Source organism: Thermus tenuipuniceus (assembly GCF_002964845.1).
Classification (GTDB): domain Bacteria; phylum Deinococcota; class Deinococci; order Deinococcales; family Thermaceae; genus Thermus; species Thermus tenuipuniceus.
The window spans coordinates 34,928-61,217 of sequence record NZ_PRDA01000010.1 but is presented as its reverse complement, the minus strand read 5'-3'; the positions used below and the strand labels follow the sequence as shown (position 1 = coordinate 61,217).

The 26,290-nt window shown below is 66.2% G+C and carries 29 protein-coding genes; 16 read left to right on the top strand and 13 right to left on the bottom strand.

Going from position 1 to position 26,290, the window contains the following annotated elements; translation table 11 throughout:
- Positions 1 to 124 precede the first annotated feature (124 nt).
- Together C2847_RS07500 and prfA are read right to left on the bottom strand one after the other, a co-directional pair.
- On the bottom strand, positions 125 to 592 hold the full coding sequence (locus C2847_RS07500; RefSeq protein ID WP_105317813.1) for an NUDIX hydrolase: 468 nt from the start codon (positions 590 to 592) through the stop codon (positions 125 to 127).
- Entirely contained in the window at positions 592 to 1,656 is a 1,065-nt protein-coding gene (gene prfA, locus C2847_RS07495; RefSeq protein ID WP_105317812.1) for a peptide chain release factor 1, read from the bottom strand. Before prfA ends, C2847_RS07500 begins: the two co-directional genes overlap by 1 nt.
- A 65-nt stretch (positions 1,657 to 1,721) precedes the next feature.
- On the opposite strand from prfA, the gene C2847_RS07490 reads away from it, so the two are divergent.
- The gene (locus tag C2847_RS07490) at positions 1,722 to 2,519 is read left to right on the top strand and encodes a ZIP family metal transporter (RefSeq protein ID WP_105317811.1); all 798 of its coding nucleotides are present in this window, start codon (positions 1,722 to 1,724) and stop codon (positions 2,517 to 2,519) included.
- Positions 2,520 to 2,527: 8 nt separating this feature from the next.
- On the opposite strand, the gene C2847_RS07485 is transcribed toward C2847_RS07490, so the two are convergent.
- The 3 genes from C2847_RS07485 to C2847_RS07475 are packed head-to-tail and all read right to left on the bottom strand — an operon-like array spanning position 2,528 to position 3,876.
- Positions 2,528 to 2,863: a dolichyl-phosphate-mannose-protein mannosyltransferase gene (locus C2847_RS07485; protein ID WP_105317810.1), complete on the bottom strand. Its 336-nt coding sequence runs from the start codon at positions 2,861 to 2,863 to the stop codon at positions 2,528 to 2,530.
- Positions 2,864 to 2,875: 12 nt separating this feature from the next.
- Positions 2,876 to 3,466, bottom strand: coding sequence for an SCO family protein (locus C2847_RS07480; RefSeq protein WP_105317809.1), 591 nt, complete (start codon positions 3,464 to 3,466; stop codon positions 2,876 to 2,878).
- The gene (locus C2847_RS07475) at positions 3,463 to 3,876 is read right to left on the bottom strand and encodes a copper chaperone PCu(A)C (protein WP_105317808.1); all 414 of its coding nucleotides are present in this window, start codon (positions 3,874 to 3,876) and stop codon (positions 3,463 to 3,465) included. Before C2847_RS07475 ends, C2847_RS07480 begins: the two co-directional genes overlap by 4 nt.
- 103 nt (positions 3,877 to 3,979) lie before the next feature.
- On the opposite strand from C2847_RS07475, the gene C2847_RS07470 reads away from it, so the two are divergent.
- Genes C2847_RS07470 through C2847_RS07430 form a run of 9 tightly spaced genes read left to right on the top strand, consistent with a single transcriptional unit; the run spans position 3,980 to position 9,763 of the window.
- Positions 3,980 to 5,167 carry a NosD domain-containing protein gene (locus C2847_RS07470; protein WP_105317807.1) on the top strand — a complete coding sequence of 396 codons (1,188 nt, stop codon included), beginning with the start codon at positions 3,980 to 3,982 and terminating at the stop codon, positions 5,165 to 5,167.
- Positions 5,146 to 5,823: an ABC transporter ATP-binding protein gene (locus C2847_RS07465; RefSeq protein WP_105317806.1), complete on the top strand. Its 678-nt coding sequence runs from the start codon at positions 5,146 to 5,148 to the stop codon at positions 5,821 to 5,823. The genes C2847_RS07470 and C2847_RS07465 overlap by 22 nt, the downstream gene beginning before the upstream one ends.
- Positions 5,807 to 6,496 (top strand): nitrous oxide reductase accessory protein NosL, encoded by a 690-nt coding sequence (locus tag C2847_RS07460; RefSeq protein ID WP_105317805.1) that lies wholly within the window; start codon positions 5,807 to 5,809, stop codon positions 6,494 to 6,496. Before C2847_RS07465 ends, C2847_RS07460 begins: the two co-directional genes overlap by 17 nt.
- Positions 6,497 to 6,506: 10 nt before the next feature.
- Positions 6,507 to 7,022 carry a nitrous oxide reductase accessory protein NosL gene (locus C2847_RS07455; RefSeq protein WP_105317804.1) on the top strand — a complete coding sequence of 172 codons (516 nt, stop codon included), beginning with the start codon at positions 6,507 to 6,509 and terminating at the stop codon, positions 7,020 to 7,022.
- Positions 7,019 to 7,768 (top strand): hypothetical protein, encoded by a 750-nt coding sequence (locus C2847_RS07450; protein ID WP_105317803.1) that lies wholly within the window; start codon positions 7,019 to 7,021, stop codon positions 7,766 to 7,768. The genes C2847_RS07455 and C2847_RS07450 overlap by 4 nt, the downstream gene beginning before the upstream one ends.
- Positions 7,769 to 7,776: 8 nt before the next feature.
- Positions 7,777 to 8,226, top strand: coding sequence for a hypothetical protein (locus C2847_RS07445; protein WP_105317802.1), 450 nt, complete (start codon positions 7,777 to 7,779; stop codon positions 8,224 to 8,226).
- Positions 8,201 to 8,797, top strand: coding sequence for a MazG family protein (locus tag C2847_RS07440; protein WP_105317801.1), 597 nt, complete (start codon positions 8,201 to 8,203; stop codon positions 8,795 to 8,797). Before C2847_RS07445 ends, C2847_RS07440 begins: the two co-directional genes overlap by 26 nt.
- Positions 8,798 to 8,826: 29 nt before the next feature.
- Positions 8,827 to 9,297, top strand: coding sequence for an NUDIX hydrolase (locus C2847_RS07435; protein WP_105317800.1), 471 nt, complete (start codon positions 8,827 to 8,829; stop codon positions 9,295 to 9,297).
- Positions 9,260 to 9,763 (top strand): type 1 glutamine amidotransferase domain-containing protein, encoded by a 504-nt coding sequence (locus C2847_RS07430; RefSeq protein ID WP_105317799.1) that lies wholly within the window; start codon positions 9,260 to 9,262, stop codon positions 9,761 to 9,763. Before C2847_RS07435 ends, C2847_RS07430 begins: the two co-directional genes overlap by 38 nt.
- On the opposite strand, the gene argB is transcribed toward C2847_RS07430, so the two are convergent.
- Both argB and C2847_RS07420 read right to left on the bottom strand, forming a co-directional pair.
- Positions 9,753 to 10,499, bottom strand: coding sequence for an acetylglutamate kinase (gene argB / locus C2847_RS07425; protein WP_105317798.1), 747 nt, complete (start codon positions 10,497 to 10,499; stop codon positions 9,753 to 9,755). The two genes, C2847_RS07430 and argB, sit on opposite strands and share 11 nt — an antisense overlap.
- On the bottom strand, positions 10,492 to 10,983 hold the full coding sequence (locus C2847_RS07420; RefSeq protein ID WP_105317797.1) for a hypothetical protein: 492 nt from the start codon (positions 10,981 to 10,983) through the stop codon (positions 10,492 to 10,494). The genes argB and C2847_RS07420 overlap by 8 nt, the downstream gene beginning before the upstream one ends.
- A gap of 17 nt (positions 10,984 to 11,000) precedes the next feature.
- On the opposite strand from C2847_RS07420, the gene dnaX reads away from it, so the two are divergent.
- The 5 genes from dnaX (at position 11,001) to C2847_RS07395 (ending at position 16,512) form a co-directional block, all read left to right on the top strand.
- Positions 11,001 to 12,866 carry a DNA polymerase III subunit gamma/tau gene (gene dnaX / locus C2847_RS07415; protein WP_105317796.1) on the top strand — a complete coding sequence of 622 codons (1,866 nt, stop codon included), beginning with the start codon at positions 11,001 to 11,003 and terminating at the stop codon, positions 12,864 to 12,866.
- A 7-nt stretch (positions 12,867 to 12,873) separates the two neighbouring features.
- Positions 12,874 to 13,155 (top strand): metal-sensitive transcriptional regulator, encoded by a 282-nt coding sequence (locus C2847_RS07410; RefSeq protein ID WP_105317795.1) that lies wholly within the window; start codon positions 12,874 to 12,876, stop codon positions 13,153 to 13,155.
- Between the two features lie 49 nt (positions 13,156 to 13,204).
- Entirely contained in the window at positions 13,205 to 13,666 is a 462-nt protein-coding gene (locus tag C2847_RS07405) for an HD domain-containing protein (RefSeq protein ID WP_105317794.1), read from the top strand.
- Positions 13,667 to 13,742: 76 nt separating this feature from the next.
- Entirely contained in the window at positions 13,743 to 15,596 is a 1,854-nt protein-coding gene (locus C2847_RS07400; RefSeq protein ID WP_105317793.1) for a 2-oxoacid:acceptor oxidoreductase subunit alpha, read from the top strand.
- 1 nt (position 15,597) lies between these two features.
- A complete protein-coding gene (locus C2847_RS07395; protein ID WP_105317792.1) occupies positions 15,598 to 16,512 on the top strand; it encodes a 2-oxoacid:ferredoxin oxidoreductase subunit beta in 915 nt (304 codons plus the stop codon).
- Here C2847_RS07395 and C2847_RS07390 read toward each other — a convergent pair.
- Entirely contained in the window at positions 16,509 to 17,069 is a 561-nt protein-coding gene (locus C2847_RS07390) for a 5-formyltetrahydrofolate cyclo-ligase (protein ID WP_105317791.1), read from the bottom strand. The genes C2847_RS07395 and C2847_RS07390 overlap by 4 nt on opposite strands.
- 124 nt (positions 17,070 to 17,193) lie before the next feature.
- On the opposite strand from C2847_RS07390, the gene dnaE reads away from it, so the two are divergent.
- Positions 17,194 to 20,859: a DNA polymerase III subunit alpha gene (gene dnaE, locus C2847_RS07385; RefSeq protein WP_105317790.1), complete on the top strand. Its 3,666-nt coding sequence runs from the start codon at positions 17,194 to 17,196 to the stop codon at positions 20,857 to 20,859.
- A gap of 79 nt (positions 20,860 to 20,938) precedes the next feature.
- On the opposite strand, the gene groL is transcribed toward dnaE, so the two are convergent.
- The 5 genes from groL to C2847_RS07360 form a co-directional block, all read right to left on the bottom strand.
- On the bottom strand, positions 20,939 to 22,570 hold the full coding sequence (groL, locus tag C2847_RS07380; protein WP_105317789.1) for a chaperonin GroEL: 1,632 nt from the start codon (positions 22,568 to 22,570) through the stop codon (positions 20,939 to 20,941).
- 12 nt (positions 22,571 to 22,582) lie between these two features.
- Positions 22,583 to 22,888, bottom strand: a complete 306-nt coding sequence (gene groES, locus C2847_RS07375) for a co-chaperone GroES (RefSeq protein ID WP_105317788.1) — start codon at positions 22,886 to 22,888, stop codon at positions 22,583 to 22,585.
- Between the two features lie 97 nt (positions 22,889 to 22,985).
- Positions 22,986 to 24,083 carry a DUF58 domain-containing protein gene (locus C2847_RS07370; protein WP_208619941.1) on the bottom strand — a complete coding sequence of 366 codons (1,098 nt, stop codon included), beginning with the start codon at positions 24,081 to 24,083 and terminating at the stop codon, positions 22,986 to 22,988.
- Between the two features lie 2 nt (positions 24,084 to 24,085).
- On the bottom strand, positions 24,086 to 25,000 hold the full coding sequence (locus tag C2847_RS07365; protein ID WP_105317787.1) for an AAA family ATPase: 915 nt from the start codon (positions 24,998 to 25,000) through the stop codon (positions 24,086 to 24,088).
- Positions 24,952 to 26,214: a DUF4129 domain-containing protein gene (locus C2847_RS07360; RefSeq protein ID WP_105317830.1), complete on the bottom strand. Its 1,263-nt coding sequence runs from the start codon at positions 26,212 to 26,214 to the stop codon at positions 24,952 to 24,954. Before C2847_RS07360 ends, C2847_RS07365 begins: the two co-directional genes overlap by 49 nt.
- Positions 26,215 to 26,290: the final 76 nt, after the last annotated feature.

Here is a 26,290-nt window from a genome sequence, read left to right as displayed (position 1 = left end):
GCAAGGGTGGACACAGCGTGCCCATGGCCTTTTGGGGTCCCCGTCGTGGCGCAAGCCACGAGGGGGTACTTAGGCAAGGGCTTCGCTGGGGTTCCCCCTCTGGCGAAGCCAGGGTGGGGTGGCGTTAGACCCGTGTTCCCGGCTGGCTCCAGCCGGTGTAGGCGTAAAACCGGCCCCGCTCCCCCCCCAGGTAGTCCAGCAGGGGTTCCAGGAGAGGGCGGTGGCCGGAAAGCCTGGCTGCTACCTCCTCCGGGGTGAAGAAGCGGGCCTCCACGATGTGGCCGTCGGGGTCGCGGGGGTTCAAAAGCCCCTCGTAGCTGGCTCTGAAGGCCATGGCCAGGGTGCGCTCGTTCTTGCGGCGGTCCTCCACCTGGATGGCGTAGGCCAGGTGCTCAATGGCCTTCACCTTCAGGCCGGTTTCCTCCCGCACCTCCCGCACCAGGGCTTCCAGAACGGTTTCCCCGGGTTCCACGGTGCCCCCAGGAAGGGTGTAGCGCACCATACCCCGCCTGCCCCAGTCGTTCCCCACCAGGAGGACCCGGCCCTGGCGGTCCAACAGGATGGCCGCCACCACCAGGATCTCGCGGCGCATCACGCTTCCGTCAAGGCCTCCAGCTGCCGTTCCTGGTCGGCCCGTTTGAGGGCTTCCAGGAGGGGCTGAAGGTGCCCCGAGAGGATGCCCTCGAGGTCATGGGTGGTGAAGCCGATGCGGTGGTCCGTGACCCGGGACTGGGGGAAGTTGTAGGTGCGGATCTTCTCGGAACGCTCCCCGGTGCCGATCTGGGCCAGGCGGGTCTTTCGGAGCTTTTCCGCCTCCTCCGCTCGCTTCATCTCTAGAAGGCGGCTTCTCAGGATCATCAGGGCCTTTTCCCGGTTCTTGATCTGGCTGCGGGAGTCCTGGCAGGTGACCATGATGCCCGTGGGCAGGTGCACCACCCGCACCGCGCTGTCCGTGGTGTTCACCCCCTGGCCCCCAGGCCCCGAGGCCCGCATGACGTCGATGCGGATCTCGTCCATGTTGAGCTGAAAGTCGGACTCCTCCGCCTTGGGCAGCACCGCCACCGTGGCCGTGGAGGTGTGGATCCGCCCCTGGGTTTCCGTGGCCGGTACCCGTTGCACCCGGTGAACCCCGCTTTCGTACTTGAAGGTGCCGTAGGCCCCGGGTCCTCGCACCTCGAAGACCACCTTGGAGAAGCCTCCCAGGTCCGTGGGGTGGGAGTCCAGGATCTCGGTCTCAAACCCCATCTCCTCGGCGAAGCGCAGGTACATCTCCAGGAGGTCCCGAGCGAAAAGGGCAGCCTCCTCGCCCCCGGTGCCGGCGCGGATTTCCACGATGGCGTCCCGCTCGTCCATGGGATCCTTGGGGAGGAGGTGGCGCTCCAGCGCCTTCTCAAGTTCCCCCTTGCGGGCCTGGAGGGCTTCTTTCTCGGCTTTGGCCACCTCCCGCAGCTCGGGGTCTTCCAGGAGGCCCTCCACACCTTCCAGGTCCTCGAGGACCTTCCGGTACTCCCGGATGAGGGCGATCACCTCCCCCATCTCCGCATAGCGCCGGGAAAGGGCCTGGTAGCGCTTGGGATCCTTGAGGACCGCGGGATCGGCGAGGAGCGCTTCCAGCTCCCGGTACTCTTCCTCTAGCCGTGCTAGCTTATCCAGCATACCTTACCTCAGGATACTCCAACCCAGGCTTGCCTTCAGGTTTAGGTATGCCTAAACTGGGGGGCATGGAAACCCCGGTTTTCCTCTATGCCCTCCTAGGGGGACTCTTCACCTGGGGGCTTACCGCGGTGGGGGCGGCCAGCGTGTTCCTGGCGCAAGAGCCCAGCCGCAAGCTTCTGGATGGGATGCTGGGCTTTGCCGCGGGGGTTATGCTGGCGGCCAGCGTCTTCTCCCTCCTCCTTCCGGGCATGGAGATGGCCGCATCCCAGGGCATGGTTCCCTGGGTGCCCGCCGTGGTGGGCTTTCTCTTGGGAGGAGCCCTTTTGCGCCTAATGGACCGGTTTCTCCCCCATGTTCACCTGGTTCCAGGGGCCCAGGAGGAAGGGATCCGCACCCTGTGGCGGCGCACCACCTTGCTGATCCTGGCCATCACCCTCCACAACTTTCCCGAGGGCTTGGCGGTAGGGGTGGCCTTTGGGGCTGCGGGGCTTGACCCCACGGGGGCGGCCACCCTGGGCGGGGCCATCGCCTTGGCGGTGGGCATCGGCCTGCAAAACCTGCCCGAGGGTTTGGCGGTGGCCTGGCCCCTAAGGCGGGCGGGCATCAGCCCGGGGCGGGCATGGTTCTATGGGCAGCTTTCCGCCATCGTGGAGCCCTTAGGAGCCCTTCTGGGAGCCCTTCTGGTCACGCAGATGCTCTACCTGTTGCCCTACCTCATGGCCTTGGCGGCAGGGGCCATGGTCTTTGTGATCGTGGAGGAGGTCATCCCGGAAAGCCAGGCGGAGGGCAACGGGGATATCTCCACCTTCGGGGTGATGACGGGCTTCGCCCTCATGATGGCCCTGGATGTGGCCCTGGGTTGATTCCTTCCTCAGGCTTGGGAATCCCTCTTGCCCAGGCGTTCCTTGAGGAGGCGGGCGGCTTCCTCCGCCTTGGCCTTGGCGGCCTCGGCGGCCTGGGCGGCTTTCTCCGCAAGGTCCTTTAGCTTGTCGGGGATTCCGTCCTGGTCCTGGTCCAGCTCCGCCAGGCGGGTCTTGGCCTCTTCCAGGGCCTTCTTGGCTTCCTGAAGGGCCTTTTCCACCACATCAGGCTTCCCGTCCTTGTCCTGGTCCAGCTTCTCTCGGAGCTCTTGGAGCCGCTTCTCCGCCCCTTCCACCGCCGACTGGGCCGCTTCCTTGGCCTTCTGCAAAAGCCCTTTGAAATCCATGGTGGCACTAGTTTAGAGCAAGGCCCTGAGGTCGTCAACCACCCGCGGGGTTTCCTCCACCTTGTCCGGGCTGAAGAGGAGGACCAGCTTTCCCTCCTTCACCGCGAAGGTGGTGGCGGTGTGGTCCACCAGGTACTCCCCCGGGCCCCGGTACTGGGTCTTCTGGTAGTAGACCCCGAAGGTCCGGGCCACCTCCTGGATGGTTTCAGGGCTTCCCGTGAGGCCCAGGAAGCTGGGGTGGAAGCCCTTGGCGTACTGGTCGGCGATCTCCGGGGTGTCCCGCTCGGGGTCCACGCTGATGAAGACCACCTGGACCCTTTCCTGTTCCTTAGGGGAGAGCTTCTCATAGGCCCGTTTCAGGGCCAGCATGGTGGTGGGGCAGACGTCGGGGCAGTGGACGTAGCCGAAGAAGATGAGGACCAGCTTGTCCTTAAGCTGGGAAAGCTGTACCGGGCCCTGGGGCCCCTCGAGGGTGAAGTCCACGGGCTTGGGATTCAGAAGCCGGGTGCCGTAGAAGGCGTGGGAGCCCTTGGGCAGGAGGAGGTAGGCCACCCCCACCAGGGCGAGGACCAGGAGTACGGGCAAGAGGAGTTTCCCTTTCATCGCATCTCCACCGGCAGGATCACCTTGAGCCTGCTGCCGTCTTGGAACCTCAGGACCAAAGCCACCTTCTCCCCTGCTTTCAGGGGGCGCTTAAGCCCTTCCAGCATGAGGTGGTACTTACCCGGGCGGAACTCCACCCGGCCTCCCGGGGGAATGTCCAGGTAGGGAAGGGGGCGCATGCCCAAGACCACCTGGCCTCCTCGGTGTTCCCTATGGTCCTGGTGGAAGGAAACCCGCTCGGCCACCTCCGTTTCGGCTCCCACCAGGCGCAAGGGGGTCTTGCCCCGGTTTTCCAGGGTCAGGTAGGCGGCGGTGTCCTTCACCACCGGGGGCACCAGGCGGACCCAGCCCGGGGTGACCACGGGCTGGGCCAGGGCCAGGCTTCCCAGCAGGATCAGGAGCCACCTCATGCGTTTACCTTACCAATCGGGAGGGGGACAAATGTACTCCGTGGTTTAGGGCACATTTCCTGGGAGTACGAATGTCCCGCTCCCCAGGCCTACCCTTAGGGTGATGCGCCCTTTGGGGTGGTGGCCTCTTTTCCTGGGCATGGCCCTGGCCGCACCGGTCCTTCAGCTGAGGGGGGAGGTGGAGGGACCCCTGGTTCTCACCATCCCGGGCCTGGTGGTGGAGGGGGAGGGGGCGGTGCTCCGGGGAAAGGAGGGTCACACCCTAAGCCTTCTGGCCCCGGGGATACGGGTGCGGGGGCTCAAGGTGGTGGGGGCGGGGCCTGAGGAGGATTTTTTTGAGCCCGACGCCGCCATTTACCTGCGGGGGTGCGGGGGATGCCTGCTGGAGGATGTGGTGGTGGAGGAAGCCCCCGCGGCGGTGCGGATGGAGGACTCCCCAAAGGCGGTGGTGCGGGGCTTGAGGGCCAAAGGCCTGGGGGAGTCTCCCGGGGTTTTGGTCTACGGGAGCCCTGGGGTGCGGGTGGAGGGAAGCCACCTCCTTGGCTACATGGACGCCATCTACGTGGAGTACAGCCCGGACATGGTCATCCGAGGGAACCTTCTGGAGGGGAACGGGCGCTACGGCTTCCACGTGATGTTTTCCTGGGGGGTGCGGGTGGAGGGGAACCAAAGCCGGGCAAACGGCATCGGCAATGCGGTGATGCACGGGGCGGCGAACCGGGTGCGGGGGAACCGCCTCGAGGCCCACACGAGCCCAGTGGCCTATGGCCTTCTTCTCCAGGATGAGAGGGAAAGCGTAGCGGAGGCGAATCGTTTCCACGGGAACACCCTCGGCCTGGTGCTCATGGATGCGGCAGGGGTCGGGGTGAGGGGGAACCTTTTCCGGGAAAACGGCACCGCCTTGCGCATCACCCGGGAGCGGGGCGGGAACTCCGCCCGGGTGGAGGGGAACGCGTTTCAAGGGAACCTCTACGACCTCCTGGTGGATGACCCCGAGGCCGAGGCCAGGGTGGTGGGCAACCGCTACGACCGGGCCAGCGGCCTGCCCGTGCCCCACCTGCCCACGGGCTCCTTCGCCCTCCTCCTGGCCCGCCAGCCGGAGCTTTCCCTCTTCGCCCTTTCCCCAGGGGTGCTCCTCTGGGAGGCGGCGGAGGCCCAGGTGCCGGGGTTAAGGCTGGTGGCCCTGGCCGACCCCAAGGCGGAACCCCTGGCCAGGGAAACCCTTCCCCATGGGGGGTGGCTGTTCCTGGGTCTTTTGGGAGGTGTCCTATGGTGGCGGTGGAGGGCTTGAGGAAGCAGGGGCGGCTCCGGGGGGTGAGCCTCCGGGCGGAAGGGGGCGTGGTGGGCCTCCTGGGCCCCAACGGGGCGGGGAAGAGCACCCTTTTGGCCCTTTTGGCGGGGCGGCTCAAGCCGGATGGAGGCAAGGCGGTGCTTTTCTCCCATGCCCCCCGGGATCCCAGGGTTCTTCCCCTAAGGGCCTACCTGCCCCAGGCTCCCAGGCTATTTCCCCATCTCAGGGCCCTCGAGGTCCTGGAGGGAGCCAGGCGGGTAAAGGGCTTGGGCAAAGAGGCCCTGGAGGAGGCGGTGGGGCGCATGGGCTTGGAAGGTTTTCTGCACCGGCCTGTGGCCGTTCTTTCTGGAGGGCAGCGCCAGCGCCTGGCCCTGGCCGCAGCCCTCATGGGGGACCCCCCCATCTGGCTTCTGGACGAGCCCACCGCCGCCTTGGACCCCAAGGGGCGGGAGCGCTTCTGGGCCTGGGTGGGGGCCAAGCGGGAGGGGGTGGTCCTCCTGGCCCTGCACCACGTGGAGGAGGCCCGACGGGCGGATCGCCTGGTGCTCCTCAAGGGGGGTGAGGTCCTGGAAGAGGGCCCACCCGAAGCGGTTTTGGGCCTAAGGGACGAGCGCGTTCCCTGGCTGATGGAGGTGCTCTATGAGGAACCGGCGTGAGGTGCTGAAGGTTTTGGGCGGTTTGGTGGTGGCGGGCCCGGTGCTGGCCCAGCACGGGGCGATGGGTGGGGCGGCCCCCACCGCCTCCGCGGGCGCGGTGATCCCCGCCAGGCCCATCCCCTGGGCGGATGGCGCTTGCGCCTTCTGCGGCATGCCCATCCAGACCCCCGAGGGGCAGTGGCGGGGGCGTACTTTCCCCAAGGGCTTCTTCGAGCAGACCTATTCCCAGATCGCCTTTGAAAAGCCCCGGCCCGCCCCCCACGACCCCAAGCAGGTGGTGGAGGCCCTGCACTTTGAGAGCATCGCCTGCATGGTGAACTACGCCTGGGTGCACGGCCTCAAGGACGGGGAAGGGGCCACCTTCTACGTGACCGACCGGGGGGCCTACGACCCTGGGAGGCCCCAGGAGAGCGTGCGCCTCATCCCCGCCCGCCAGGCTACCTACTACTGGGGGGAGAGGATGATGGTGGTGATGAACGCCAAGCTCTTGGCCTTTTCCAGCCCGAAGGCGGCCCAAGAGTTTGCCGAGAGGAACAAGGCCCAGCACGGCCGCCAGAACTTCTATAGCTTCCAGACCCTTTGGGATCTGGCCCCCTTGCCGGAGATGAACCTGGTGGCCCTGCTGGCCCAGCACGCGGGGCTCTTGGGGGGCGGGGACCACGGGGGCCATTAGACTTTCCCCTATGGACCGTAGACGCTTCCTAGCGGGGTTGGCGTCCGGGGTGTTCCTTGCCCGGGCCCTGGCCGCCCCCCGCCCGTTGCGGGTGGGGGTGGAGGCCTGCCCCTACTGCTTCATGACCATCCTGGACGCCCGCCACGCGGCCCAGGCGGTGAACCCGCAGGGCAAGGCCTTCTTCTACGACGACCCCGCCTGCCTCCTGGACCAGTTGAACGGCTGGGGTGGGCCAAGCCTCGTCGCCAAGGAGGTTTACCTGGCGGACTACGCCGAAAGCTCCCGCACCGCGCCCAAGTGGGTGGCGGCGGAAAAGGCCCTCCTCTATCACAACCCCCGGATCCGCACCCCCATGGGCTCGGGGCTTTTGGCCTTCGGGAGCCAGGAGGCCTTGGAACGCCACCTCAAGGAGCGGCCCGAGCGGGCGGGGGGACGGGTGCTCACCTGGGCGGAGGCCCTGAAGGAGGGGAAGAAGCGTACCTGGGTGCCCACTGACTTTTTCCCTCCCCCTCCCAAGGCCCCATGAGCCCCTTCTTTTTCAAGGAGATATCCCGGAACCCCTGGTCCTTTGGCCTTTTCCTTCTCCCTTCCCTTTTGGCCCTCGGCTTCCTAGGCCGGGGGGAAGGGGTGGGCTTGGTGGGGCTCTACTCGGGGCTGCTCCTCCTCCTTCCCCCCTTGGTCCTGGCCCTGGCCCTTCCCCTTTTGGCCTCGAGGGAGGAGTGGGCCTTCCTCCTTGGGCTTCCCGTGAGGGCCTTCTCGGGTTTTGGCCAAGGGGTCTTGGGGGTTTTTCTGGGGTTAGGATTCCCCCTTATGCCTGGCCTTCTTTTGGGGGCAGGGCTCTTGGGCCTTTCCGGAAAGGCCCTCTTATGGCTTTTGCTTTCCGGCCTTGGCCTCCTGGCCTTCTGGGTGGGCCTTGCCGCCCTGCTTTCCGCCTTGACCCTGGAGGAAAAGCGGGCCCTGGGCCTGGGATTTGGCCTTTTCGGCCTCTTGAACATCCTTTATGGACCCCTGGTGGTGGCCCTGGCGGTGCGCCTTAAGGACTATCCCCTGGAGGGCCTCCTCACCCTGGCCCTGCTTCTCAACCCCCAGGAGATCCACCGGGTGGGGCTCCTGGCCAGCTTGAAGGCCCCGGTGCTCACCGGGCCCATAGGGTACCTGGTGGCGGAGCGGCTTGGGGAGGTGGGGCCTTGGCTGGGCCTCCTTTACCTGGCCTTCTCGGGGTTTGCCCTGGCCCTGCTGGGCGCCCTGGTCTTTGCCCGCAGGGACCGGTAGCATAGGGCATGCGCCTCCGTCTGGCGGCCTTTTTGCTCATCCTTCCCTTTTTCCTCCAGCTTCTGGGCTTCGGGAAGACCCCCCTGGGCGGGGGGCTATGCGGGGAGCTTTTTCTGGTGCAAAACCCCGCCCTGGCCTTCCAGACCCCGGGGTTCTGGTACGCCCTTCTCTTCATGGGCCTGTTGGCCTTCGAGCTGGGCTACGGCCTCTCCTTGCTCCTCCTGCCCCTTCTGGAGGTGCCCATAGGCCCGGGCTGGCGGCGCCTGGGGCGGTACCTGGTGGGGGTGATGGGGGGGCTTTTCCTCCTCACCCGCACCACGGGTCTACCCGCCCCGGGGCCCGGGGGGTGGGTGCTGGAGCAGGCTCCGGTAGACCCCCTTTCCCTGCTCTTGGTGGGCCTTTCCCTGGCGGGAGGCTTCCTCCTGAGGGAGAATGGGGGGCATGGAGCGGCTTCTTGAGGTGATGCGCTGCCTCAGGGGCCCTGGGGGCTGCCCCTGGGACCGGGCCCAGACCCATGAAAGCCTCATCCCGTACCTTTTGGAGGAGGCCAGCGAGGCGGCGGATGCCCTTTTGAAGGGGGATTCCCAGGAGATGGCGGAGGAGCTTGGGGATGTGCTTTTGCAGGTGGCCTTTCACAGCGTCATCGCCGAGGAGGAGGGGCGGTTCTCCTACGAGGACGTGGAAAGAAGCATCGTGGAAAAGCTCATCCGCCGCCACCCCCATGTGTTTGGGGAGGGCACGGCCAAGACCCCGGAGGAGGTGAAGGCCCGCTGGGAGGAACTGAAGGCGGAGGAGGGGAAGGAGGAGGAGCCCTGTGGGCTACCCAAGCACCTTCCCACCCTGCTTCGGGCCTATGAACTCCAGCGAAAGGGCGTGGATCCGGGAAGCGAGGAGGGCCTGAGGGCGGCCCTGGAGAAAGGGGACCTCGAGGAGGCGCTTTGGAACCTGGTGGGGCTTTTCGCGAAGAGGGGCCTGGACCCCGAGACCGCCTTAAGAAGGCGCTCCCTCAGGGCCTGCCGGGAGAGCTAGCCCTCCCGGAGGGCTTCCGCCTGGCGGCGGTGGCCGTGCCCCTTCTTGGGGAAAGCCTCCTCTTTACCCTAAGGAGCCCCCACCTGCCCACCCACGCGGGCCAGGTGAGCTTTCCCGGGGGGGCGGTGGAGCCGGGGGAGACGCCGGTGGAGGCGGCGCTGCGGGAGGCGGCGGAGGAGGTGGGCCTTTTGGGGGTGGAGCCCTTGGGCTTCCTTTCCCCCGCCCTTTCCCCCCAGGGTTTCCTGGTCCAGCCGGTGGTGGTCTTCCGGGAGGATCTTCCTCTCCTAAGGCCCAATCCCCTCGAGGTGGCCGAGGTTTTCTTGGCTCCGGTAAGGGAGCTTCTCCAAATCACCCCCTGGAGCGAGGTGCGCCATGGCCGCACCGTCTGGCACTTTCCCTGGCGAGGGGTGGACATCTGGGGGGTGACGGGGAATATCCTTAAGGAGTTCCTGGAGGTGTGGCGTGAAGCGAGTGGGGATTCTTCTGGCGGACCTTTTTGACGAGCGGGAGTTCCTGTACCCGTACTACCGGGTGCAGGAGGCCGGGTATACTCCGATGGTCATCGGTCCTGAGGCCCGGGAGTACAGGGCCAAGTCGGGTTTTTCCTGGAAGTCGGAGGTAAGCGCCCGGGAGGCGCCGGAGCTGGCGGGCCTCCTCATCCCCGGAGGCTTCGCCCCCGATTACCTGAGAAGAAGCCCTGAGGTGCTGGCCCTGGTGCGCCGGGTGGCGGAAGGGGGAAGGCCCCTCGGGGCCATCTGCCATGCGGGCTGGGTTCTCATCAGCGCCGGGCTGGTGCGGGGCAGGCGGGTCACGGGGTTTTCCTCCATCCGGGACGACCTGGAGAACGCCGGGGGGCTTTACCAGGAAACGGGGGTGGTGGTGGATGGCAACCTGGTCACCGCCCAGGGGCCCAAGGACCTGCCCGGGTTCGTCCTAGCCTTTTTGGAGCTTCTGGCTAAAGGGTGAACCGGGTTCCCCTCTCCCCCTGCAAAACCCCGGCCACCACCCCCCTTTCCCCTCGAGCGATGGCAGCCCAGGGGGCGCCTGTCCTAAGGGCGCTTAAAGCAGCTTCCACCTTGGGGATCATGCCCCCCTGGAGGATCCCCTGGGCCTTCAGGTCGTCCACTTCCTTCGGCGTGAGGTGGGGGAAGCGGGTGGTGGGGTCCTTGGGATCCCTTAAGACACCGGGCACATCCGTGAGGAAGAGGGCGGGCCACCCCAAGGCCCCGGCCACCGCCCCGGCGGCGGTGTCGGCGTTCACGTTCAAGGGGCCTTCCTCGTCCAGGGCGATAGGGGCGAGGAGGGGCGTGTAGCCCTTTTCCAGGAGGTCCAGGAGCAAGCCCACTTCCACCCCCACCACCTCCCCCACCCGGCCCAGGTGGGGGAGGGCCTTCCCCCTTAGGCAGAGGGCATCCCGCCCGGAAAGGGAAAGGGCCCTTTTCCCCTTTCGGGAAAGTCCCTCCGCCAGGCGCTTTCCCGTGAGGCACAGGCTCATCTCCACCACCTCCATGTGTTCGGGAGGCGTTACCCGCAGGCCTCCCTCAAAGCGGCTTTCCCAGCCCAGGCGGGTAAGCCAGGCCCCGATCTCCGGCCCACCCCCGTGCACCAGGACCAGGGGGCCAGGGTAGCTGGCGAGTTCGTCCAGCAGGGCTTCGGCACCCCTTAGGCTTCCCCCCACCTTCACCAGCAAGGGTTCACTCAAGGTAGATCACCTCCTCGGGCAGGTCCCCCTCCTCCTCGGCCTCCAGGAGGTCCAAAAAGCCCAAGGCGGCGTGGTCGGGGTGGAGGCCGAAATGGGCCGCCAGGGCCTGGACTGCGTTTACGGGGGGCATGCGGCTGGCCTTCTCGAGCAGGGGTCTCAGCTCCGAAGGGGCCATGAGCCTTTCCCCTAGCTCCGCTCCCTGGGCCAGCTCCGCCTGGACCTTTCCCCCCTCGGCCAGAAGGAAGAGAAGCTCTTCCTCGGCCAGGACCAGGAAGGCCAGGACCCTTCCCAGTTGGGAAAGCTCCTCCAGGAAGGCCCGGATGGCCTGGGGGTCCTCCTGGGCCTCGAGGGCCTCATGGTACAGGCTCACCCAGGGGGGGTCTGGGACCAGGTAGACCCCAGCCCCCAGGGTTCTTTCCCGGGTCCAGGCCACCACCCTTGCCAACGGGGCCTCTACGTGGAGGGAGAGAAAGCTCCGCACCAAGCCCTATACTAGCCCTTGTGAGCGCCCTTTACCGCCGGGTCCGCCCCCTCACCTTTGAGGAGCTGGTGGGCCAGGAGCACGTGAAGGAGCCCCTCATGCGGGCTGTCCGGGAAGGACGCCTCGCCCAGGCCTACCTCTTTTCCGGCCCCCGGGGGGTGGGGAAGACCACCACCGCCCGGCTCCTGGCCATGGCCGTGGGGTGCCAGGGGGTGGAGCGCCCTTGCGGGGTTTGCGCCCACTGCCAGGCGGTGCAGAAGGGGGCCCACCCCGATGTGGTGGAGATCGACGCCGCCAGCAACAACTCGGTGGAGGACGTGCGGGAACTTAGGGAGAGGATCCTCCTCGCCCCCCTTTCCGCCCCCAGGAAGGTCTTCATCCTGGATGAGGCCCATATGCTCTCCAAAAGCGCCTTCAATGCCCTCCTCAAGACCTTGGAGGAGCCCCCGCCCCACGTGCTCTTCATCTTCGCCACCACCGAGCCCGAGAGGATGCCCCCCACCATCCTTTCCCGCACCCAACACTACCGCTTCCGCCGCCTCACGGAGGAGGAGATCGCCTTTAAGCTCCAGCGCATCCTCAGGGAGATGGGGAGGGAAGCGGAGGAAGACGCCCTTCTCCTGGTGGCAAGGCTTTCGGACGGGGCGCTTAGGGATGCGGAAAGCCTCCTGGACCGCCTGCTTCTCCTGGAAGGTCCCTTGACCCGAAAGCAGGTGGAGGAGGCCTTGGGCCTTCCGCCAAGGGAGGCCCTTTCCCGCTTGGCCCGGGGCTTGGCCCGGGGAGACCTCAAGGGGGTGCTTTCGGAGGCCAGGGGGCTTTACGCCAAGGGCTTCGCCCCAAGGAGCCTGGTGGGAGGGCTCATGGAGGTGCTCCGGGAGGCCCTCTACGCCGCCCACGGCCTGCCGGGGGAGGGCCTCGAGGCTCCTCCCGAAGCCTTACTGGGAGCCCTCACCGCCTTGGACGAGGCCATGGAGCGCCTTGCCAAGCGCTCAGACCTTCTGGCCCTGGAGGCAGCCTTGTTGCAGGCGGCCAGGGTTTTCCCGGCGGCCTCCTCGTTCCAGCCGGGCAACGGGGAGGTTCAGCCCGCGGCCAGCCCCTCCTTCGGGGAAGGGGTGCGGGCCGGGACGGCTTTGCCTGGAAAGCCAGCCCATTTGCGTAGGCAAGGGGCTTCCCAGGAAGACCTGCCCGAGTTCCATCCCACCAAGCCCTTGGTGCCGCCAGGTGTTAGGGAAGCAGACCTTTCGGGGGAGATGCCAAGGGACCTGGCCGGGAGGTGGCGGGCGTTCCTCGAGGCCCTGAAGCCCACCCTGAGGGCTTTCCTCAGGGAGGCCCGGCCGGACCTGGAAGGAGGGCGCTTGGTGCTGCGCTTCCCCGAGAGCAAGGCCTTCCACCACAAGCGGGCTGAGGAGCAAAGGGCCACCCTTCTCCCCCTGGTGCGGGCCCACTTCGGGGTGGAGGAGGTGGCCTTTCTCCTGGAAAAAAAAAGCCTAGACCCTAGACCCCCTTCCCGGAACCTTCCTTTGCCCGGGGAAAAACGTGGGCGTTCGGAAGAGCCCAGGGCCTCCGAGCCCGCTTCCCCGGCCCTGCCCGAAGGGGGTGTCCAGGAGGCCAGGGGTTTTCCTGGAGGAGAGGAGGAGCCGTGGGATGCCTTGCCCGAGCCAGCCGAAAGGCCACCTTCCGCAGAGGCTCCCTGGCGAGGGGGGGTGGACCCCGCCGGTCAAGACACCCCGGCGGAGGAACCCCTTAGGCCCCCTGAGGATCCCAACCGGCGCCTAGCGGAGATCACCCGGCTCTTGGGGGCGCGGCTTCTCTGGGTGCGCAGGCCCAGGCTTCCTGAGGCCGAGGAACCGGTGAGCGAAGACGACATAGGGGGTACTGGTATATAATGCCCTCATGACCAAGACCACCGAGCTGGGGCAAGAGACCGTGGGGAACATCCTCAAGCGGCTACGGCGTATCGAAGGCCAGGTGAGAGGGTTGCAGAAGATGGTGGCGGAGGGGCGCCCCTGCGATGAGGTCCTCACCCAGATGACCGCCACCAAAAAGGCCATGGAGGCGGCGGCCAGCTTGATCCTGGAGGAGTTCCTCAACATCTGCGCCGCCGAGGTTTCCGAGGGCAAGGTGGACCCTAAAAAGCCCGAGGAGATCGCCACCATGCTGAAGAAGTTCATCTAGCTCCTTGCTGGGCCGCAGGAGCCAGGGCTTAGGACGAGGGTTCGGGAGGGTGCCAAAGAGGCTTAGGCGCCTCTTCCAGGCCTTCTTTCCTCGAGGGGAGGAGCCGGACGATGCCTTCGCCCTGGCCTTTTTGCGGGGGGAGGAGCGCACCCTTTACCTTTCCATGGATCCCAGGGACCGGGCCCATGCGGTGCGGGTGGCCCGCCGGCTCCTGAAGCACTACCCTGACGTCCCTGCCTTCGTCATCCGGGCTGCCCTTCTTCACGATGCGGGAAAGGCCCTGAGGCCCTACCGTCCCTTGGAACGCATCCTTACCGGGCTTTACGCCCTCCCCGTACCCCCTTATCCCTTGCGCAAGGGGATCTTTGGGGCCTTCCAGGTGCGCCGCCACCACCCCCTGTATGCGGCGGAGCGCATTCAGGACCCGGAGGTGCGGACCTTAGTACTGGAGCACCATCGCCCCCAGAGCCTTTGGGGCAAAAGGCTTCATCAGGCGGACCAGGAGGAATAAACCCCCCTTTTGGGCAAATGCCCCTAGCCAAGCCGGACCCTTAAGGAGTAGGGTATCAAAGAGCGAAGGAGGGCTTATGGAAGACTTCACCTGGCGTGTGGGCGGCCCCCAAGGGGGCGGGATAGAGACGGCGGCCACCCTTTTCGCCCGGGCGGTGGCCAAGGGGGGTTGGTGGGTGGCCACCAAGCGGGAGTACCATTCCAACATCATGGGGCGGCATTCCTACTTGGATGTGCGCCTCGCGCGAAAACCCGTGGCGGCCTTCCGAGAAAAGGTGGACATGCTGGTGGCCCTGGACGGGGAGACCCTGGCCCGGCACCTGGACGAGGTTCGGTCTGGGGGGGTGATCCTTTACGATCCCCGGGTTTTGGAGCTCACGGTGCACAAGCTGCCCATGCTGGACCACCGGGTGGCGGAGGTTCTTTCGGAGCGCTTCGGCAAGCTGGACCCCAGCCTGAAGGATCTCCTTGCCGCCTACGTGGAGTCGGGGGTTCAGCCCCTGCCCTACCCCTTTGAGGAAGTGGCGGACCGGATCGGGGCGGAGCTGGGTGTCCCTTCCCTTCAAGCCCGGCGCACCCTGAACACCATCGCCGTGGCGGCGAGCCTCCACTTCCTGGGCTTCCCCCTGGAGCCCTTACTGGAGGCCCTGGCCCTGCAGTTTAGGGGTAAGGTATTGGAGCTAAACCAGAAGGTGGCCGAGGCGGTATACCGGGAGGAGGTGCCTAGGCTTTCCTTCCAGCTTCACCTAAACGGGTACGAGCCGGGCCGGGTCTACCTCACCGGGGCCCAGGCGGCGGCCTTGGGCAAGCTGGCTGGCGGGCTTCGCTTCCAGACCTACTACCCCATAAGCCCGGCCACGGACGAGTCCACCTACCTCGAGGCTCACACGGCTTTTACTGGGGCCGACGTGGCCGTGGTCCAGACGGAAGACGAGATCGCCGCGGTGACCATGGCGGTGGGGGCGGCCCTCACCGGGGCTAAATCGGCCACCGCCACCAGCGGCCCCGGCTTCAGCCTCATGGCCGAGGGTATGGGCTTTGCCGGCATGATCGAGGCGCCCTTGGTGGTGACCCTCTACCAGCGGGGCGGGCCCAGTACTGGCCTGCCCACCCGCACGGAGCAGGGGGACCTCCAGTTTGCCCTCAGGGGCGGGCATGGGGAGTACCCCCGGCTGGTGCTGGCCTCCGGGGACATCGAAGACGCCTTCCTGGACGCCCAGAAGGCCCTGGCCTGGGCCTGGCGCTACCAGACGGTGGTGGTGCACCTCCTGGACAAGTTCCTGGCCTCCATGGCCCAAAGCCTTCCCAAGGAGGCCCTTAGGGTGCTCCAGCTAGACGGGGAAAAGCGCCTTCTGCCCAAGCGGGAGGGGCTTGCCCCTTACGAGCGCTACGCTCCCTCGGAGGACGGCATCTCCCCCTTCATCCCCATCGGTACCCCTGGGGGCTTTTACTGGATGACCTCTGACGAGCACGACCTCGAGGGGCACATCACCGAGGATGTCGTTCTCCGGGAGTACCAGATGGAAAAGCGCATGCAGAAGCTCAAGACCGCCCAGGAGGAGATCCCCCTGGAGGACCAGTACACCCTCTTCCGGGACGGAGAGGTCCTGGTCCTGGGCTGGGGCACGGTGAAGGGCACCCTTCTCGAGGCCCTGGACCACCTCCCTGGGGTGGGGTATTTGCACCTCAGGCTTCTTTGGCCCTTCCCCAAGATCGCCGACCTCCTGGAGGGGAAGCGGATCGTCACCGTGGAACACAACTACTCGGGGCAGCTTGCCGACTTGGTGCAGCAGGAGACGCTAAAACGGGTTCACCACCGCGTGGTCAAGTATAGCGGCCGCCCCATCACCTTGGACGAGGCGGTGGAGGTGCTGCGGGCGGTGCTGGCAAAAGAGGCGCCGGAGCGCCTGGTGCTCAGGAAAGGAGTTTAGGATGCTGGAGCTCAAGCTCGCCGATTACAAAGCGGAGAAACAACCCGACTGGTGCCCGGGCTGTGGGGACTACGGGATCCTCTCGGCTTTGCAGATGGCCCTCTTTGAGTTGCGGAAAGACCCCAGCCAAACCGCAGTCTTCTCCGGGATCGGCTGCTCGGCCAAGACCCCCCACTACCTCAACGTCTACGGGGTCCACACCCTCCACGGCCGCGTTCTCCCCGTGGCCCAGGGGGCCAAGCTGGCCAACCCTCACCTCACGGTGGTGGCGGTGGGCGGGGACGGAGACGGCCTGGGTATTGGGGCGGGGCACTTCGTGGCCGCAGGGCGCAGGAACGTGGACATGCTCTACATCCTCTACGACAACGAGGTCTACGGCCTCACCAAGGGGCAGGCGGGGCCCACCTTGGGCTTCGGGGAGAAGACCAAAAGCCTACCCAAGCCCAACCCCCAAGGGCGCATCAACCCCCTGCTCCTGGCTTTCGCCGCTGGCTACACCTGGATCGGGCGGGGCTACGCCTACGACGTGAAGGGCCTCAAGGAGCTCATCAAGGAGGGCCTTAGCCACAAGGGCCTGGCTTTTCTGCACGTTCTCCAGCCCTGCCCCACCTACAACGACTTGCACACCAAGGAGTGGTTCGCCCCCAGGCTCTATAAGCTCAAGGACGAGGGATACGACCCCCATGTTCCCGAAGGCCTGCCCCCGGAGGAGCTGGATCGTAAGATGGCCCAGTTCCAGGAGAAGGCGGCGGAGTGGGGGGAACGGATCCCCATAGGGGTCTTCTGGAAGGCGGAGGTGCCCACCTTTGAGGAGCGCCTCAGGGCCTACCTCCCCCGCTACCCCGAGGTCTACCCCGCCCTGGGGCAACGGGAACCTTTGGACCTGGAAGGGCTCCTCAAGGAGTTCGCCCTCTAGGGCCGGATGAGCCGCTGGGGTGTGGCGATCAGGTCCACCCGCCTTTCCGGCTCCACGGGGAGTTTGGGGTAGACCATGAGGGCGTGGGCCAGGGTGGCGAAGGGCGCCTCCACGGCAAGCCAGGCCTGGGGAAAGCCGTAGCCCTTCCCCACCCACCCCCCTTCCTCGTCCACGGCCACAGCCCCGATGAGGACCAGGTCTATGGGCTGGCCCTTTAGGTCCACCTTCACCCCGTAGCGGTAGGCCTCCCGCACCCGCTTGAGCTTCCTGGGGTCCAGGTCCTTGAGGAGCACGAACTCCCCTGGCCGATCGGGGTGGGGGAGGATCAGGGCCTTTCCCACCTTCAGGGCCTCCTCCCGCAAGGGTTTCAGCACCGCATCCATGCCTGCCAGGATGAGCCTGGCCCTTTGAAACTCCGGGGTGCGGAGGAGAAGCCCCGCTGCCTTCCTGGCTCCCAGGAAGTTGGGGTGGTGGCCGTGGGGAGGTGTGGGGTGGAGGGCCAGGTCGTAGCGGGCCAGGGTGTTCCAGACTTCTTCCCTAAGCTGACCCAGGGTCATGGGCTTCTAAATAGGGCACGGTAACGCCTTCCGGTGAGCCTTGAACGGGTGCCGATACCCTCAGTCATGGCACTCCTCATTATGCCTGGCCGGGGGGTGCAGGGCGCTTGCTAGACTGGACCCCATGGGCCGCCTTAAGTTCGCCCACCTGCACCAGCACACCCAGTTCTCCCTCCTGGACGGGGCGGCGAAGCTTTCCGACCTTCTTGAGTGGGTGAAGAGGGTTTCCCCCGAGGACCCTGCCCTGGCCATGACCGACCACGGCAACCTCTTCGGGGCGGTGGAGTTCTACAAGAAGGCCACCGCCATGGGGGTGAAGCCCATCCTCGGCTACGAGGCCTATGTGGCCGCGGAAAGCCGCTTTGACCGCAAAAGGGGCAAGGGCCTGGACGGGGGGTACTTCCACCTCACCCTTCTCGCCAAGGACTTCCGGGGCTACCAGAACCTGGTGCGCCTGGCGAGCCGGGCCTACCTGGAGGGTTTTTATGAAAAACCCCGCATTGACCGAGAGATCCTGCGGGAGCATTCGGAGGGGCTCATCGCCCTTTCCGGTTGCCTGGGGGCGGAGATCCCCCAGTTCATCCTGCAGGATCGCCTGGACCTGGCGGAGGCCCGGCTGAACGAGTACCTCTCCATCTTCGGCGACCGCTTTTTCATAGAAATCCAGAACCACGGCTTGCCCGAGCAAAGGAAGGTTAACCAGGTCCTGAGGGAGTTCGCCCGAAAGTACGGCCTGGGAATGGTGGCCACCAACGACGGCCACTACGTGAGAAGGGAGGATGCCCGGGCCCACGAGGTGCTTCTCGCCATCCAGTCCAAGAGCACCTTGGATGACCCCGAGCGCTGGCGCTTCCCCTGCGACGAGTTTTACGTGAAGACCCCAGAGGAGATGCGGGCCATGCTCCCCGAGGAGGAGTGGGGTGACGAACCCTTTGACAACACGGTGGAGATCGCCCGCATGTGCAACGTGGACCTGCCCATCGGGGACAAGATGACCTACCGCATCCCCCGCTTCCCCCTCCCCGAGGGGCGCACCGAGGCCCAGTACCTGCGGGAACTCACCTTCCTGGGGCTTCTTGCCCGCTACGCCGACCGCATCACCGAAGGGTTCTACCGGGAGGTCTTCCGCAGGCTGGGGAAGCTCCCCCCCCACGGGGACGGGGCCGCCCTGGCCCAGGCTCTGGCCCAGGTGGAGGGCGAGGCTTGGGAGGTCTTGGCCTTGGAGCTTCCCCCCTTGGAGGGGGTGCGGGAGTGGACGGCGGAGGCCATCTTGTACCGGGCCCTCTACGAGCTTTCCGTGATCGAGCGGATGGGCTTTCCCGGCTACTTCCTTATCGTGCAGGACTACATCAACTGGGCCAGGAAAAATGGGGTATCCGTGGGGCCAGGCCGGGGAAGCGCCGCCGGGAGCCTGGTGGCCTATGCGGTGGGCATCACCAACATCGACCCCTTGCGCTTCGGCCTCCTCTTTGAGCGCTTTTTGAACCCCGAGCGGGTTTCCATGCCGGACATCGACACCGACTTTTCCGACCGGGAAAGGGACCGGGTGATCGAGTACGTGCGGAGGCGCTACGGGGAGGACAAGGTGGCCCAGATCGGCACCTTTGGGAGCCTGGCCTCCAAGGCGGCCCTCAAGGATGTGGCCCGGGTCTACGGCATCCCCCACAAGAAGGCGGAGGAGCTGGCCAAGCTGATCCCCGTGCAGTTCGGCAAGCCCAAGCCCCTGGCCGAGGCCATAGAGTTGGTGCCGGAGCTAAAGGCGGAGATGGAAAAGGACCCCCGGGTGCGGGAGGTGATCGAGGTGGCCATGCGCCTCGAGGGCCTGAACCGCCATGCCTCCGTGCACGCCGCCGGGGTGGTGATCGCCCAAGAGCCCCTCACGGACTTGGTGCCCCTGATGCGGGACCAGGAGGGGCGGCCCGTGACCCAGTACGACATGGGAGCGGTGGAGGCCCTGGGGCTTCTGAAGATGGACTTCCTGGGCCTGCGCACCCTCACCTTCCTGGACGAGGCCAAGAAGATCGTGAAGGAGTCCAAGGGGGTGGAGCTGGACTACGATCGCTTGCCGTTGGACGACCCCAAGACCTTCGCCCTCTTGGCGCGGGGGGAGACCAAGGGAGTTTTCCAGCTGGAATCAGGGGGGATGACGGCCACGGTGCGGGGGCTAAAGCCCAGGCGCCTCGAGGACATCATCGCCCTGGTCTCCCTCTACCGCCCGGGGCCCATGGAGCACATCCCCACCTACATCCGCCGCCACCACGGCCAGGAGCCGGTAAGCTACGTGGAATTCCCCCATGCGGAGAAGTACCTGAGGCCCATCCTGGAGGAAACCTACGGCATCCCCGTCTACCAGGAGCAGATCATGCAGATCGCCTCCCAGGTGGCGGGCTACTCCCTGGGGGAGGCGGACCTCCTCCGCCGGGCCATGGGCAAGAAGAAGGTGGAGGAGATGCAAAAACACCGGGAGCGCTTCGTGCGGGGGGCCAGGGAACGGGGCGTGCCCGAGGAGGAGGCCAACCGGCTTTTTGACATGCTGGAGGCCTTCGCCAACTATGGCTTCAACAAGTCCCATGCGGCCGCCTACAGCCTTCTCTCCTACCAGACCGCCTACGTGAAGGCCCACTACCCGGTGGAGTTCATGGCCGCCCTCCTCACCGTGGAGCGGCACGATTCCGACAAGGTGGCGGAGTACATCCGCGACGCCCGGGCCATGGGCATAGAGGTCCTTCCCCCCGACATCAACCGCTCGGGTTTTGACTTCAAGGTGGTGGGGGAGGAGATCCTCTTTGGCCTCTCCGCGGTGAAGAACGTGGGGGAAGGGGCAGCCCAGGCCATCCTGGCGGAAAGGGAGCGGCGCGGGCCCTTTAAGAGCCTGGGGGACTTCCTCAAGCGCCTGGACGAGAGGGTGGTGAACAAGCGCACCCTGGAGTCCCTCATCAAGGCGGGTGCCTTTGACGCCTTTGGGGACAGGGCCCGGCTTTTGGCCTCCTTGGACCCTCTCCTCCGGTGGGCGGCGGAAAGCCGCGAGCGGGAGAGATCCGGCATGATAGGCCTGTTTGCCGAGGTGGAGGAGCCTTCCCTGGCGGAGGTTCCACCCTTGGACGGGATCACCCGGCTCCGCTACGAGAAGGAGGCCTTGGGCATCTACGTTTCCGGCCACCCGGTGCTGCGCTACCCAGGCCTGAGGGAGGTGGCCAGCTGTACCCTGGAGGAACTTCCCGATTTCATCCGGGGCCTTCCCCCAAGGCCCAGGGTGCTCCTTGCGGGCATGGTGGAGGAGGTGGCGCGCAAGCCCACCCGCAGCGGGGGCATGATGGCCCGTTTTACCCTCTCCGACGAGACCGGGGCCCTCGAGGTGGTGGTTTTCGGCCGGGCCTACGAGGGGGTTTCCCCCAAGCTCAAGGAGGACACCCCCCTCCTGGTCCTGGCGGAGGTGGAGCGGGAGGAAGGGGGGCTTAGGATCATGGCCCAGGCTGCCTGGACCTACGAGGAGGTGGCCGAGGCCCCCAAGGCCCTGGAGGTGGAGGTGGACCACGCCCTATTGGACGAGAAGGGGATCGCCCTCCTCAAAAGCCTCTTGGACGAACACCCGGGCACCCTTCCCCTCTACCTGCGGGTGCAAGGGCCCTTTGGAGAGGCCATCTTCGCCATGCGGGAGGTGCGGGTGGCGGAGGGGGTTCTGGAAGCCCTCGAGGCCGAGGGCTTCCGCGCCTACCTGGTGCCGGACCGGGAGGCCTTCTTGCAGGGGAATGGTGGGGGTGGGCCCAAGGAGGAGGTGGTGCCCTTTTAGAAAGGGGAGCTGGGCCTAGGCCCAGCTCCCTTGCCCCTTTGCCGGGGCCCCAACCTGGCGAAGCCAGGTTGGGGTGGCTTTAGAAGTCCATGTCCCCGCCGCCCGCAGGCGCAGGAGTGGACTCCTTCTTCTCGGGCTTCTCCGCCACCACCGCCTCGGTGGTGAGGATGAGGGAGCCGATGGAGGCGGCGTTCTGGAGGGCGGAGCGGGTCACCTTGGCGGGGTCCACGATGCCCGCCTCCACCATGTCCACGTACTCCCCGGTGGCGGCGTTGAAGCCCAGGCGGAGGTTCTTGGTCTCGGAGAGGATCCGCTGCACCACCACGGAGCCCTCGTAGCCGGCGTTCTCCGCGATCTGGCGGGCGGGCTCCTCCAGGGCGCGGCGCACGATCCTGGCCCCGGTGGTCTCGTCCCCTTCCAGCTTCTTAAGGAGCTCGTCCACGGCGCTGATGGCCCGAAGAAGCGCCACGCCACCGCCCGGGACGATGCCCTCCTCCACCGCGGCCCGGGTGGCGTTCAGGGCGTCCTCAAAGCGGTGCTTCTTCTCCTTGAGCTCGGTCTCGGTGGCGGCCCCCACCCGGATCACCGCCACGCCCCCCGCCAGCTTGGCCAGGCGCTCCTGGAGCTTCTCCTTGGCGTACTCGCTGTCCGTGGTCTCCAGCTCCTTCTTGATGCCGTTGATGCGGGTCTCGATGTCCTCCTTCTTGCCCTTGCCGCCCACGATGGTGGTCTCGTCCTTGGTGATCTTCACCCGCTCGGCCCGGCCCAGCATGGAGAGGGTGGCGTTCTCCAGCTTGAAGCCCAGCTCCTCGGAGATGACGGTGCCACCGGTGACGGCGGCGATGTCCTTGAGCATCTCCTTGCGGCGGTCACCGAAGCCGGGAGCCTTCACCGCAGCCACGTTCAGGGTGCCCCGGAGCTTGTTGACCACCAGAGTGGCCAGGGCCTCGCCCTCCACGTCCTCGGCGATCAGGAGGAGGGGCTTGCCCGTCTGGGCCACCTGCTCCAGGATGGGCAGGAGTTCGCGCACGTTGGAGACCTTCTTCTCCACGATGAGGATGAAGGCGTCCTCGAGGACCGCCTCCATGGCGTCGGGGTTGGTGATGAAGTAGGGGGAGATGTACCCCTTGTCAAACTGGTACCCTTCCACGAACTTCAGCTCGGTCTCCAGGCTCTTGGACTCCTCGACGGTGATGATCCCCTCCTTCCCCACCTTCTCCATGGCGTCGGCGATGAGCTTGCCCACGTCGGGGTCGTTGGCGGAGATGGTGGCCACCTCCTCGATGGCCTTGCGGTCCTCCACGGGGATGGCCAGGGAGCGGATCTTCTCCACCGCCGCCTCCACCGCCTTCTCGATGCCCCGCTTGAGGGCCAGGGGGTTGGCGCCGGCGGCCACGTTCTTCAGGCCCTCCCGCACGATGGCCTGGGCCAAGACGGTGGCGGTGGTGGTTCCGTCACCGGCCACGTCGTTGGTCTTGGAGGCCACCTCCTTGAGGAGCTGGGCCCCGATGTTCTCCAGGTGGTTCTCCAGCTCGATCTCCTTGGCCACCGTCACTCCGTCCTTGGTGATGGTGGGGGAGCCAAACTTCTTCTCCAGGACCACGTTCCGGCCCCGGGGGCCCAGGGTTACCTTCACCGCATCGGCCACCGCGTTCACGCCGCGCTCCAAGGCCCGGCGGGCTGCTTCGTCAAACACCAGGATCTTCGCCATACCTCACCTCCCTTACTGCAGAACCGCCAAAAGGTCGCGCTCGGAGAGGATCACGTACTCCTCGCCGTCGATCTCGATCTCGGTGCCGCCGTACTTGGCGAAGACCACGATGTCCCCCTCCTTGACCTCGAGGGGCACCTTCTGCCCGTTGTCCAGGATGCGGCCCGAGCCCACCGCGATCACCTTGCCCTTCTGGGGCTTCTCCTTGGCGGTGTCGGGGAGCACGATGCCGCCCTTGGTCTTGGGCTCCTCCTCAATCCGCTTCACCACAACCCTTTCGCCTAGGGGCTTGATCACCGTCTTCACCTCCGCAGCCATATTCACTCCCTCCTTTGACGCTCAAAGGGCGAGAGTGTCAAACCAAGGGTTATTATTTTGCCCCCGCGTGTTCCTGTCAAGGGGGTTGAGGGGGGTTTTATAAGGTGAGGGGCTGGTGGCCCCGCACCACCTTCAGCTCGAGGCCATGGGCCAGGAGAAGGCCCCGCATAGCCAGGGCCCGTTCCAGGCCCGGGGTCTTACCCAAGGCCAGCCTTCCCTTTTCCCCCGGGTAGAGGAAGTACCCTTCGGGGAGCAGAAGGAGTACCCCCTGCCGGGCCCGGGCAGCCCCCCTTAGGGCCGCCCTTAGGAAGGCTTCCTCCGCCGCCTGGGTGATGAGGAAGTAGGTGCTTCCAGGAGGGGCTTTGGGGGGGAGGGAGGGGGCTTGGGTAGGTTCTAAGCGGGCTAGAAGGGAAAGGGCCTTGGTCAGGTGGCTCCTTCCCCGTCCCAAAGGCAGGACCTCTCCTGCGGAAAGACCATAGGGAACCCCGCTTTTCTCCGCCAGGAGGAGGAGCCAGGCGGCGAGGCTCGCCCCATGGTCCAGGTAGGCGGGATGGAGGCTTTGGGTGTCCAGGTGAAGGAAGAGGCTTCCCAGGAGGCTTTTTTCCACTTCCCGCACAAAGGGGCGGCCCAGGCGTTGGCTGGCCTTCTTGGCCAGGAGGCGTAAGGGGTCCCCGGGCTGGTAGGGGCGGAGGCCCTTGGCCTCTAAGGGATCGGGAAGGCCAAAGGCCTCGGTCCTCCCCTCCAGGAAGAAGCTGGGGGCAGGCTCGAAAGGCGGTAGGGGCCGCAGGGAAGGATAGACCAGGGCCTTACCCGCCTCGAGGCGTACAAGCCTTTCCCCCAGGCCCAAGGGGCTTCTCAGAAGGAGGGTGAGGTTCAAAGGGTATTCCCCCCGCCGGCGGTAGCGGTAAGGGAGGGAAAGCGGTAGCCGCATCCTTCCCCAGACCACCCCAGAGAGGCTCTGGGGTTTGAGGCCCAGGGGAGCCGAGGGCAGGGTTTCCAGATGCACGTAGAGGGGCAGGGGGGCCCAGACCTCCACCTCCACCTGCCCCTCTCCCTCCTGGCCGGGGAAACCTGGGGCCAGGCCGTGGGCTTTGACCCGGAGCTGGGCGAACCAGGGCGCCCGCCAAAGGGCTAGGAGGAGGGCCAAGGAGAGGAGAGCCAAGGCCGCTTCCACAAAGCCCCCTAACCCCTCCATCCCTAGGCCCTTTCCACCGGGGTGGGTACCACCTTAAGGGCTTCCGCCACCAGCCCTTCCGAGCTGGCTCCGGCTAGCTCCGCCTCCAGCTTTAGAAGGAGGCGGTGGGGGATGGCGGCCCGGAAGGCCTCCTTGATGTCCTCGGGCACGGTGAAGGTCCGTCCCTGCAAGAGGGCCAGGGCTTGGGCCAGGCGCTCCACCTGTAAGAGGGCCCTAGGGGAGGGGCCAAGCCGCACCTCCTCCCGGGTTCTAAGCCAGGTGGATAGGGCCAGAAGGTAGTCCAGCAGTTCCTCCGCCACCTTTACCCGGCGCACCTCCTGACGCAGGGCCAAGAGTTCCTCCCCTTGGGTAACGGCTTCCAGGCCCTCCAGGGGATCCTTCTCTTTCATGGCCTGGAGAAGGGCTTTTTCGTCGGGATAGCCCAGGGAAAGCCGGGCGGTGAACCGGTCCCGCTGGGCTACGGGGAGAGGGTAGGTGCCCTCCTCCTCCACGGGATTTTGCGTGGCCAGGACGAAAAAGGGCTCGGGCAAAGGGTGGGTTTTCCCTTCCAGGGTCACCTGGCCTTCCCCCATGGCCTCGAGGAGGGCGGACTGGGTCCTGGGAGTGGCCCGGTTGAGCTCGTCCACTAGAAGGACCTGGGCGAAGATGGGCCCCTTTTGCCATACCAGGTTTCCTTCCCGGTAGAGGTAGAGGCCGGTGAGGTCCTGGGGAAGGAGGTCGGGGGTCATCTGGATGCGGCTAAAGGAAAGGCCTAGGACCCGGGCTAAGGCCTTGGCGAAAGTGGTCTTGCCCGTGCCGGGCACGTCTTCCAGAAGAAGATGCCCCCCAGAGAGGAGGGTTGCCAGGGAAAGCCTTAGGGTTTCCTCCCTCAGGAGGACCCGGCCCGAAAGGGCCCTTTGGATGCGTCTGAGGAACATAGCCTAAGGATATCCTTCAAAAAGGCTTCCGCCCTTTCCGCTTCCTCCTCCCCGGTCCTTCCCCCGTAGCGCACGGGCAGGTAAAGCCGGGTGAGCCCCTCCAAGGGTTCTCTCAACCTGGGAAGGGGGAGGGAAACCCTCTCCAGGTACTCCAGGGGCCCCTCGGAGGCCATGCGGGGAAGGCCTAGGGCCTTTAGGGCCTTCAGGGCCTGGAAATAGGCCCGCCGCACCCGGTCTTGGGGAAGGGCTTCTTGGAAGCGCTTGGAGCTCTTGGCCGGAATACCCTGGGCAGCCCCTTGCTCTTCCCAGCCCCGGTGGCGCCAAACCAGGAAGGCCAGAAGGGAGAGAAGCCCCAGGGTGAAAAGGGCGGAAAGCCCCGCCAGGGCTATGCCCACCTCGCCTAACCGCCCGGGTCCCGGTACGGCCTCTTTGGGGCCGCCCTCTTGGGGAGGGGTGAGCATGGGGGCTGAGGGGCTGGTTCCCCATGCGCTTTCCCCACCCCCCAGGGTGCCCAGGTAGAGGAGGAAGAGGCCTAGGGCCAAAAGGGCCAGCCCCAGGGGTAAAAGGTGAACCCCCCGGTAGGGAAGCTTTTCCCCCCGGCCCAGGAGGGGCAGGAGGGCCAAAAGGAGGAGGAGGAGGGCCAGGGGTCCGGCGTAGGCCAAGGCCCGGTTTAGGAAGGCTACCCAAGGGGGAAACCCTTCCTTGGGGGCTTGGTAGGCTACCTCCTCCCCGGGATTGGGCTTGGCCTTTGGGGAGGCCTGGAGGCTAAGGGAGGGCAGGGTGGGTAGGGGGAGGGAGGGAAGGGGTAAGGGGAGAAAGGCCAGACCCAAAAGCAAGAGGCCCAGGATCCCCGGGACCCAAAGGGTGGAAGCGGAGGTCCGAAACGGCTCCCCCCGTTCCTGGGCGCGCCGATGGGCCTCCTCGAGGAGGCTAAACCCGTGCAAGAGCCCAAGAAGGAAAAGGCCTAGGGGACCTAGCCAAAGGGCTGGGGGAAGGAGAAAGAGGCTGGAAAGGGGCCGAGCCTTGGTGGCCAGGAAAAGTCCGTAGAGGAGGAGGAGCCCAGACGTCAGGGCCCATCCCTGGAGCCAGGAGGGGAACGGGGAGGCAAGGGCGTGGAGAAGGCCGGGGAGGAAGGCCAACCATAGGAAGCCCTGGGGGTAAAGGGCCTTGGCCCCGTGAAGGAGCCCTACCCCCAAGGCCAGGGGGAACCCCATCCCCGGCGCAAAGCTTATGAGGAGGGAAGCGCCCACCAGGGGTACAATGAGGGCAGGAGCCGATCCCACATCTTAT